10 protein-coding genes are annotated in these 9,065 nt (G+C 67.6%); 5 read left to right on the forward strand and 5 right to left on the reverse strand.

Going from position 1 to position 9,065, the window contains the following annotated elements; genetic code table 11:
- The first annotated feature begins 55 nt into the window (after nt 1-55).
- Genes AC1RSI_RS00445 through AC1RSI_RS00455 form a run of 3 tightly spaced genes read left to right on the forward strand, consistent with a single transcriptional unit; the run spans nt 56 to nt 1,629 of the window.
- Nucleotides 56-463, forward strand: a complete 408-nt coding sequence (locus AC1RSI_RS00445) for a hypothetical protein (RefSeq protein WP_035310980.1) — start codon at nt 56-58, stop codon at nt 461-463.
- Nucleotides 460-657 carry a helix-turn-helix transcriptional regulator gene (locus tag AC1RSI_RS00450; RefSeq protein WP_008264044.1) on the forward strand — a complete coding sequence of 66 codons (198 nt, stop codon included), beginning with the start codon at nt 460-462 and terminating at the stop codon, nt 655-657. The genes AC1RSI_RS00445 and AC1RSI_RS00450 overlap by 4 nt, the downstream gene beginning before the upstream one ends.
- A gap of 39 nt (nt 658-696) precedes the next feature.
- A complete protein-coding gene (locus AC1RSI_RS00455; protein WP_008258689.1) occupies nt 697-1,629 on the forward strand; it encodes an alpha/beta fold hydrolase in 933 nt (310 codons plus the stop codon).
- Here AC1RSI_RS00455 and AC1RSI_RS00460 read toward each other — a convergent pair whose 3' ends face one another.
- The 5 genes from AC1RSI_RS00460 to AC1RSI_RS00480 all read right to left on the reverse strand — a co-directional run bounded on the left by AC1RSI_RS00460 (nt 1,630) and on the right by AC1RSI_RS00480 (nt 5,966).
- Complete coding sequence (locus tag AC1RSI_RS00460; RefSeq protein ID WP_291752704.1) at nt 1,630-2,463, reverse strand: DUF3298 and DUF4163 domain-containing protein; 834 nt, start codon at nt 2,461-2,463, stop codon at nt 1,630-1,632.
- A gap of 11 nt (nt 2,464-2,474) precedes the next feature.
- Nucleotides 2,475-3,473 carry a 4-hydroxybenzoate octaprenyltransferase gene (gene ubiA, locus AC1RSI_RS00465; protein ID WP_035311401.1) on the reverse strand — a complete coding sequence of 333 codons (999 nt, stop codon included), beginning with the start codon at nt 3,471-3,473 and terminating at the stop codon, nt 2,475-2,477.
- Nucleotides 3,474-4,198: 725 nt separating this feature from the next.
- A complete protein-coding gene (locus AC1RSI_RS00470) occupies nt 4,199-4,981 on the reverse strand; it encodes a head GIN domain-containing protein (protein ID WP_154726540.1) in 783 nt (260 codons plus the stop codon).
- Entirely contained in the window at nt 4,978-5,583 is a 606-nt protein-coding gene (locus tag AC1RSI_RS00475; protein ID WP_154726539.1) for a DUF1700 domain-containing protein, read from the reverse strand. Before AC1RSI_RS00475 ends, AC1RSI_RS00470 begins: the two co-directional genes overlap by 4 nt.
- Nucleotides 5,580-5,966 (reverse strand): PadR family transcriptional regulator, encoded by a 387-nt coding sequence (locus tag AC1RSI_RS00480; protein WP_008261972.1) that lies wholly within the window; start codon nt 5,964-5,966, stop codon nt 5,580-5,582. The genes AC1RSI_RS00475 and AC1RSI_RS00480 overlap by 4 nt, the downstream gene beginning before the upstream one ends.
- A 279-nt stretch (nt 5,967-6,245) precedes the next feature.
- On the opposite strand from AC1RSI_RS00480, the gene coxB reads away from it, so the two are divergent.
- On the forward strand, nt 6,246-7,286 hold the full coding sequence (gene coxB, locus AC1RSI_RS00485) for a cytochrome c oxidase subunit II (protein WP_008264349.1): 1,041 nt from the start codon (nt 6,246-6,248) through the stop codon (nt 7,284-7,286).
- Between the two features lie 15 nt (nt 7,287-7,301).
- Nucleotides 7,302-8,981 (forward strand): cytochrome c oxidase subunit I, encoded by a 1,680-nt coding sequence (ctaD, locus tag AC1RSI_RS00490; protein WP_154726538.1) that lies wholly within the window; start codon nt 7,302-7,304, stop codon nt 8,979-8,981.
- Nucleotides 8,982-9,065: the final 84 nt, after the last annotated feature.

A 9,065-nucleotide genomic window follows, 5' to 3' on the forward strand; every position in this document is an offset into this window, starting at 1 on the left:
CAGGTTGACATGACATTTGACCGATGTAAGGTTGGCCTTACACAAGGAGGCGGACATGCTGTCTTTCGGAAAATCGACCACCCCGGCGCACCGGCGATACGTCATTCGCACCATGGCCTTCACCATTCCCTATGTGGCCATTTGCGTGGCCATGATGACGACCGACGCCTTCGACGAAGTGATGGGAAAGCCGGCGGCCTGGGGGCTGGCGGCGGCGGTCTCGGGACCGGTGATCGGCCAGATCTGGGCCGTCTTGTCCTTGATGCGCGAAAGCGACGAGTTCGTCCGCAGCCTTACGGCTAAACAGTTCATCGTCGCTTCGGGACTGGCCATGGCGGTCGCCACCTTCTGGGGCTTCGGCGAGAGCTTCGCAGGCGCGCCCCATATCGAGACCTGGCTGATCGTACCCCTGTTCTGGGGCATGTACGGAATCAGCGCGCCCTTCATCCGGACCAGCCGATGAAGAACCGGCTGAAACTGCTGCGCGTCGAGCGCGGCTGGACCCAGGAGCAACTGGGCCAGGCGCTGGGCGTGTCGCGACAGGCGGTGATCGCCCTGGAGACCGAGCGGCACGATCCCTCGCTGGACCTGGCCTACCGCATCGCTGCGGCCTTCGACCGACCGGTCGAGGAAATCTTCGAGAACCCGCACGCCTGACGGCGGCGGACCAAACCTAAAACCCAAGGGAGACATCCGATGTTCAACGCCTTCTTCAAGGCGCGCCCGCGCCTGCGCGCCGCACTGTTCGGTCTGGCGGTCTGCACCCCGTCGCTGATGGTCGGCGTCACCGCCGCCTTCGCCCAGCCAGGCGCCCAGGCGTCCGCCTTCGTCTCGGACCGCCTGTCCGTGGAGGTGGTGGGGGCGGGCCCCGATGTGATCCTGATCCCCGGCTTCGGCTGTTCGCGGGAAGTGTGGCGGACCACGGCGGATCGGCTGAAGGCGACGCACCGGGTCCATCTCGTGCAGCTGGCGGGCTTCGCCGGCGAGGCCTGGAGTCATGGCGACGGCCCCTTCGTCCAGCCGGTGGTCGAGGAACTGGACCGCTACATCCGCAGTCAAGGGTTGGAGCGGCCGGCGGTGATCGGTCATTCGATGGGCGCCCTGGCGGGACTGGTGCTGGCCCAGCAGCATCCTGAGGCTGTCGGCCGGTTGATGAGCGTGGACAGCCTGCCCTTCTTCGGCGCGCTGCGGGGGCCGCAGGTGACGGTCGAGGCCATGAGACCGGCGGCGGAACAGACGGCGCAGACCCTTCTGGCCCTCTCGGACGAATCCTTCCGCGCCGCCCAGGTCGGCAGCGCCCAGGGCATGACGCGGGACGCGGCATTGCGGGTCAGGCTGGTCGACTGGACGACCGGGTCGGACCGCAAGGCCATGGCGGCGGCCATGCGGGACGTCCTGCTGACGGATGCGCGGCCAGGTCTTGCGAACCTGAGCGTGCCGGTGACCGCCCTCTACGCCTCGGATGCCGACGGCGGGGCGCCCGCCGCCCAGGCGGATCAGGCCTGGGGTCACGAATATGCGACCCTGCCCGGCGTCAAACTGATCCGGGTCGACGGCAGCCGGCATTTCATCATGGCCGACCAGCCCCAGCGGTTCGCCGAACTGGTGGATCAGTTCCTGGCCGACTGATCAGCCGTTCTTCGGCGTCACGTCCCCCGCCTTGACCGGCGCGCCGGCGAACTCGTCGGCGTAGGCGGGGTTCAGCAGGGAGCGGAAGACCGACTGGGGCAGGGCGATCTGGTAGGGGCCGTCCGAATAGGGGCCGATCTGATAGGCGCCCAGCAGGAAGGTGATCCCGCCCGCCTTGCCCGGCGTCGTGCCCGGCGTCAGGACGAAGGGGGTGGCGACGGCCTTGGGGCAGGTCCACATCTTGCCGCCCAGGGTCGCGGTCTCCGACCCCGGCGAGCGGGCCTGTTTGGCGGCGTTGGCGGCGTCGCACAGGGCCTTGTCCAGGCCCGCCAGATCGGCGCCGGGGCGGAACAGGTCGGCGAAGCCCAGCCGCTTCTTCATCGCCTTGTCCCACAGCACGGCCGAGAAGCTGGTGTTGGGGTGGGCGCCGCCGGTGAACTCGAAATCGGTGCGGGCCAGGCTGAACAGCTTGCCGGTCTCGGCGCCGGGGTCGAAGGCGATGGTCTTCTCGTAGCCGCCGGGGCCGCCGCCGGCCTCGGACAGGTCGGCCTGGGCGCCTTCGGAGAACTGGCGCAGGTCGCGCACGGCGGCGGCGTAGAGGGGGGCGTGCAGGTCGGGCTTGGACTTGATCGCGTCCGGCAGGGTCAGTTTGACCGTGGCGTACTGGGTCTTGGAGTCGAAACTCATCGGCGCGCCGGCTGCGGCCGGGTTGACGGGGGCGGGCGCGGCCGGGGCGGGGGCCGGAGCCTCGACCTTGTCGTCGCGGCGCTGACAGGCGGCGACGGTGGCCGCGACGGCGACGGACAGCAGCAGGATGCGAACGGAACGGTTCATGGGAGACTCCTTCACAGGCCGATGGATCCGAGGGCGAGGGCGGCCAGCAGGATGAAGCCGGCCTCTCGGTTGGACTTGAACAGTTTCAGCGCCAGGGCGCCGTCGGTGCGGTCGAGGCGGACGACCTGAAGCGCCAGATGGGCGGCGTAGAGGGCCAGGCCCAGCCAAAACAGGGGGCCGAGTCCGGCTGACAGACCGGCCAGGACGGCCAGGACCAGGCTGATGAGATAGAAGACGGCCACGCCGGGGCGGACGGCCGAGGCCAGACGGCGGGCCGAGGATTTGACCCCGACCATGGCGTCGTCCTCGATGTCTTGCAGGGCGTAGATGGTGTCGTAGCCCAGGGTCCAGAAGACGCCGCCGAGGTAGAGGAGGACGGCGGGCGCCCAGCCGGTGACGTGAATTGCGACGCCGCCGATGCCTGTCGGATAGGCGAGGAAGGCGGGGCTCAGAGTTCCGGCGACCAGCGGGACCGCCGCCGCAAACCCCATCAGGGCGCCCCAGTTGAAGGTCAGGCCCAGCCAGGCCTGGGGCCACCAGGTGATCCGCTTCATGAAGGGATAGGCGGCGACCAGGGCCAGGGAGCCGACGCCGAGGGCAATGGCGACGACGGGCAGGGTCAGCAGGATCAGCAGGCTGATCAGGCTGCAGCCGATCACGAAGGCCCAGGCCTGTTTGACGCTGATCAGGCCGGCGGGGATGGGGCGCAGCGCGGTGCGGGCGACCTGGGCGTCGAAGTCGCGATCGACGATGTCGTTGAAGGCGCAACCGGCGGCGCGCATCAGACAGGCGCCGACGCCGAAACTGACGAACAGCCACAGGTCATAGAGGCCGGGCGCCTGGCGATACTGGGTCAGGGCGAGGGTGACGCCCTGCCAGCCGGGCAGGAGCAGCAGCCAGATGCCGATGGGCCGGTCGAAGCGGCCCAGCTTCAGCCAGGGCTTCAGCCGCTGCGGCGCATGGCGATCCACCCAGTTGGCGCCGGCGTCGGGAAGAGGGGCGGAGGTCATGGGCATGGCTTAGCGGGAATGAAGGGCAGGGTGAAGGCGTGACGAAACGCTCCGTCCGTTCGGCGGAGTTGGAGGCCCTTTGGAAGCGGAGGGCTGGGCGGGGCGCCGGGCCTTCGCCCGGAGTTTAGTGTTCTGAGTACCGTTTCGACGAAGGTTTGACGCCCCGCGCGAATGGTTGGCCTGCAAGCTCGGGGCGCCGAGCGGTGGCGGTCTTATCGCCTAACCCCATAAGCCTGCGACGGGTCGGCGGTCCCTGCGAAGAACCGTCCCGAGTGCGATCGAGTATCCCCCTCGACCCTACGACGACGTCCTGAGACGCCGCCGGCGCGGAGATTTCACCCCCGCTCCCGTTCCATCCGCTCCCGCCGCCGCAAGGTCGCAGGCCTTACGAGCCCTCCAAGCGACGAGACCGGGCGTGATTATAGGGGGTGGGCGAACCCTGGCGGGGAAGTCGGGACGAGAATCTGGCAAGGAGTTGGAATCGCTGGGGTGAGACCAGCGTCATTGTGACAGTTGGCGCCGTTCGGGCCCCCTCCGTCTCGCCGGCTTCGCCGGCGATCCACCTCCCCCAAGGGGGGAGGATTTCGGTGTTCGCATTTCTCCCCCCTTGGGGGAGGTGGCGCGGCGCAGAGCGCCGTGACGGAGGGGGCCTGTAAGGTTCAGCCCCGCACCACGTTCATGCAGTCGCGGACCCTCCCCCGCAAGCGAGGGAGGGTCTGGTCCTTTCAGTTCTGATAGACGTCGCCGGAGCCGGCGATTTCGCTGGTCAGCTTGGCCGGGCGGGTGGCCAGGCTGACGTCGCCGGAGCCCGCGATGCTGACCTGGACGTCGCCGGTGGGGGCGATGTCGGCGTCGCCGGAGCCGGCGATGTCAACCTTGGCGTCCTTGGCGTCCAGAGCCCGGAGATCGGCGTCGCCCGAGCCGGCGATGTCGAGATCCAGGGCGTCGGTGCGGCCCGAGGCGGTGACATCGGCCGAACCCGAGATCGACAGGGCCATCGAGGGCTGGTCATAGCCGCTGATGTCCAGGTCGCCCGAGCCGTTGGAGGCGAAGCGGCGGACATTGGGCGCCGTGACGACGACGCGCAGCTCGTCGCGGTCCGACCGGGCGGAGAAGTTTCCGCCGTCCCAGCCGAACACGATCCGTTCGTCGCCGTCGCCCAGGGACAGGCGGCCGTCCGTCAGGGTGACGCGGTCGGTCAGCCCCTTGGGCCCGGTGATGACCACGGTATTGGCCGGCCCCTGGACGTATTCGACGTCGATGCTGGAATCGATGGTCAGGGCCTCGCCGCCGGTCCAAGCCAGGGTGCGGGTGGTGAAGGGGCCGAGACCGTCGGTCTCGCCGCTCTTGATCCGTTCGAAGCGGATCGACTCGCCGTCCCGGTCCTTGATGGTCCAGGCCCAGCCGTGGCGTTGCAGGTCGTGGCCGCCGAGGGCGATGGCCCCGCCCAGGGTGACCATGCAGAGCACCAGGGCGGCGCCGGCGATGATGAACAGTGTGCGGATCATAGCGAGCCTCCCGTGCTCGTAGCGTCAGACTGGGCGTCGGATTGGGGTTCAAGCGCCGGCTTCAGCAGCCGGTAGTGCAGGCGGGCGAACCAGACGATCCCGTTGACCAGCCAGATGGTGACGATGGTCAGAAGGGCGCCGATGAAGACGGCCCCGGCCATCAGGCCCAGACCCATCAGGATCGCCGCGAACGGGCCGCCGGGGAAGCCGGCGAAGGGACCGGCCACCATGACGCCGCCGCCCGAGATGAACAGGGCGATGGCGGCGATGAAGAAGCCGAAGAGGGTCCCGACCACGCCCATCAGAATGGGCAGGAGGATCAGGATGTCGACTGCCCCCAGGCCCAGGACCGCGAAGACGGCGGCGGCGGCGGCGGAGGGGTTCTTCTCCTGGCGCCAGCGCTGGATCCCGGCCTCGGCCTTCAGTTCGCGGGCCAGCCGGCCCGGATCGCCCAGGGCGGCGGCCACCTCGGCCTCGGTGCGGCCGGCGGCCAGACCGTCGGCGAAATGGGTCTCATAGTCGGCGACGATGTCGGTCGCCGTGGCGGTCGGAAGGCCGACCAGGCCGCTTCTGAGACGGGCGATGAATTCCGCGCGCGTCATTGTTCCGTTTCCTCCGGTTGAGCCTCGGCCGCCTGGGGCGCCGAAGCCTGGATCGTGTTCGCGTCGCTCGCCAGGACGGCGTCGACGGCTTGGGTGAAGGCCGACCATTCGGCGGTCTGGGCGGCGAGGGCCGTCCGTCCGGCGTCGGTCAGGCGATAGTATTTGCGGGACGGGCCGGACGAGGACTCGACCAGATAGGTCTCGACCTGTCCGTCCGACTGCATCCGCCGCATCAGGGGGTAGATGGTGCCTTCCCCCATATCGATCGCGTCCGACAGGCGGCTGGCGATCTCGTAGGCGTAGCTGTCGGCCCGGTTCAGAAGCGCCAGGACGCAAAGTCCCAGAACCCCCTTCTTCAGCTGTATCTCGATGGTTTCGGTCACCTCGATGTCTCCTTTGATGGAGATTGAGTACGGCAAGGTACCTTGCGACGCAAGGTACCTGTTTAAACATGACGAAGGTTTAATCCAACGGGGTTCGATGAGGGGGCGAACGGGTTTGGGGCGAGTTTGCGGCGGATGGAGCGCGGATCGCTTGGCAAGCGAAGGGCGATCCGATAGGGACTCAAGGAAGTGACGGGTGGAGAACATGCCCGCGCGAAGACTTGAGATTCGTTCTCAAGTCTCTGCTGAAAAACGATATTGTGGGGACTTCGTATGGGAATGGGGACGCGAGCCCTGGGAAGAGCGAAGGCAGGAGCGACGGCGGCGACGACAGCCGTCGGGATCGCACTGTTCTCCGCCGCGCCGACGTGGGCGCAGGATCTGATGGGCCAGCCGACGCCGGGCGGCATCGATCTTCAGCCGGCCGCCGCGCCGCTGAAGCACGACGCCATCTGGTTCCACGACATCGTCCTGATGCCCGTCATCACCGGCATCACCCTGCTGGTGCTGGGCCTGCTGGCCTGGATCGTGTTCCGCTACAACAAGAGATCCAATCCGACCCCCGCGCGCTGGAGCCACAACACCACGGTCGAGATCATCTGGACCGTTCTGCCGGTGGTGATCCTGGTGGGGATTTCGCTGTTCTCCTTCCGCCTGCTGTTCGCCTATCACGACATGCCGGAACCGGATCTGACGGTGAAGGTCACGGGCAACCAGTGGAACTGGGCCTACGAATATCCCGACCAGGGCGTGGCCGAATACATCTCCAACATGGTGCCGGAAGGCGAACTGGCCGAGCGCGGTCTGTCGCACGCCGTCTATCGCCTGGCGGCGGACGAGCCGATGGTGGTGCCGGTCGGCAAGACGGTGCGTCTGCTGATCACGGCGTCCGACGTCATCCACGCCGTGGCCCTGCCGGCCTTCGGCCTGAAGACCGACGCCGTGCCCGGCCGGGTCAACGAGACCTGGTTCAAGGCCGAGCGCACCGGCGTCTTCTACGGCCAGTGCTCGGAACTGTGCGGCGTCGATCACGCCTTCATGCCGATCCAGATCAATGTCGTGACCCAGGCCGAGTTCGAACGCTGGATCGCCTCCAAGGGCGGCTCCATGACGCCGAAGACGGCCGAGGCCGCGCCGGGCGGAACCGCCGCCCAGGTCGAGGCCGGCACGACCGGCGCCCCCGTGGTCGGGACGGCGACGACCGGCCCCGAAGCCGGCGCCCAGACCGGCATACCCACCGCCCAGACGGCGACGACGCCGACCGCGCCGACCGTTCAACCCGCTCCCGCCGCGGCCTCCGCCGCGCCGGCCGCCCAGTAAGAGGCGAGCAGTTCCATGGCTGACGCAACCGTTTCGACCCGCGACGTCCTTCCCGCCCACGACGCCCACCACCACGACGATCACAAGGTGGGCTTCTTCACGCGCTGGTTCCTGTCCACCAATCACAAGGACATCGGCACCCTGTATCTGATGTTCGCCATCATGGCGGGCATCGTGGGCGGGGCGCTGTCGGGCCTGATCCGCTGGGAGCTGGCGGAGCCGGGAATCCAGATCTTCAAGGAAGGCTCGTCGATCCAGCTTCTGGGTCTCGTGGAGCAGTCCAAGCACGGCTATAATGCGGTGGTCACCGCCCACGCCCTGATCATGATCTTCTTCATGGTCATGCCCGCCATGATCGGCGGCTTCGGCAACTGGTTCGTGCCGATCATGATCGGGGCGCCGGACATGGCCTTCCCGCGCATGAACAACATCTCCTTCTGGCTGCTGGTCGCCGCCTGGTGCCTGTTGATCCTGTCGATGTTCGTCGACGGCGGGCCGGGCAAGGGCTTCGGCGGGGGCTGGACGGCCTATCCGCCCCTGTCGACGGTGGGCCACGTCGGCCCGGCCTTCGACCTGGCCATCTTCGCCCTGCACGTCGCGGGCGCCAGCTCCATCCTGGGCGCGATCAACTTCATCACCACCATCCTGAACATGCGCGCGCCGGGCATGACCCTGCACCGGATGCCGCTGTTCGCCTGGTCGGTGCTGATCACCGCCTTCCTGCTGCTGCTGTCGCTGCCCGTCCTGGCCGGCGCCATCACCATGCTGCTGACCGACCGCAACTTCGGCACCCACTTCTTCGACCCGGCCGGCGGCGGCGACCCGATCATGTACCAGCACCTGTTCTGGTTCTTCGGCCACCCGGAGGTCTACATCCTGATCCTGCCGGGCTTCGGCATCATCAGCCACATCGTCTCGACCTTCAGCCGCAAGCCGGTGTTCGGATACCTGGCCATGGCCTACGCCATGGTGGCCATCGGCTTCGTCGGCTTCGTGGTCTGGGCGCACCACATGTACACGGTCGGAATGAGCGTGAACCTGCGCGCCTATTTCATCGCCGCGACCATGATCATCGCCGTGCCGACCGGGGTGAAGATCTTCAGCTGGATCGCCACCATGTGGGGCGGCTCCATCAGCTTCAAGACGCCCATGCTGTGGGCCATCGGCTTCATCTTCCTGTTCACCGTCGGCGGGGTGACCGGCGTGGTCCTGTCGAACGCCGGCATCGATTACAGCCTGCACGACACCTATTACGTGGTGGCCCACTTCCACTATGTCCTGTCGCTGGGCGCCGTCTTCGCCATCTTCGCGGGCTTCTACTACTGGTTCGAGAAGATGTTCGGGGTGAAGTACAACGAGTTCCTGGGCGCGACCCATTTCTGGATCATGTTCGTGGGCGTGAACCTGGTGTTCTTCCCGCAGCATTTCCTGGGTCTGCAAGGGATGCCGCGCCGCTATATCGACTACCCGGACGCCTTCACCCTGTGGAACCAGATCTCGTCGATCGGTTACGCGATCACGGCCGTGGGGGTGCTGGTCTTCCTGGTCATGCTGGCCGAGGCCGCCATTCGCTGCCGGCCGGGCGTCGCCAATCCGTGGGGCGAGGGCGCCACGACCCTGGAATGGACCCTGTCCTCGCCGCCGCCGACCCACCAGTTCAACGAACTGCCGGTGGTCAAGGGCGACGAGCACTGATCCCGGGCTGACATCCCGAACGGCGGGCCGCTCTTTCCACGGAAGGGGCGGCCTTCTGCTTTGGGGTATGCTATGCGGCCCTCA

Source organism: Brevundimonas sp. GW821-FHT10E09, from assembly GCF_058809375.1.

Coding starts and splice junctions, on each gene's coding strand:
- ctaD (WP_154726538.1), top strand. CDS start 7,302: ATGGCTGACGCAACCGTTTCGACCCGCGACGTCCTTCCCGCCCACGAC.
- AC1RSI_RS00470 (WP_154726540.1), bottom strand. CDS start 4,981: ATGATCCGCACACTGTTCATCATCGCCGGCGCCGCCCTGGTGCTCTGC.
- ubiA (WP_035311401.1), bottom strand. CDS start 3,473: ATGACCTCCGCCCCTCTTCCCGACGCCGGCGCCAACTGGGTGGATCGC.
- AC1RSI_RS00445 (WP_035310980.1), top strand. CDS start 56: ATGCTGTCTTTCGGAAAATCGACCACCCCGGCGCACCGGCGATACGTC.
- AC1RSI_RS00475 (WP_154726539.1), bottom strand. CDS start 5,583: ATGACGCGCGCGGAATTCATCGCCCGTCTCAGAAGCGGCCTGGTCGGC.
- AC1RSI_RS00450 (WP_008264044.1), top strand. CDS start 460: ATGAAGAACCGGCTGAAACTGCTGCGCGTCGAGCGCGGCTGGACCCAG.
- AC1RSI_RS00460 (WP_291752704.1), bottom strand. CDS start 2,463: ATGAACCGTTCCGTTCGCATCCTGCTGCTGTCCGTCGCCGTCGCGGCC.
- AC1RSI_RS00455 (WP_008258689.1), top strand. CDS start 697: ATGTTCAACGCCTTCTTCAAGGCGCGCCCGCGCCTGCGCGCCGCACTG.
- coxB (WP_008264349.1), top strand. CDS start 6,246: ATGGGGACGCGAGCCCTGGGAAGAGCGAAGGCAGGAGCGACGGCGGCG.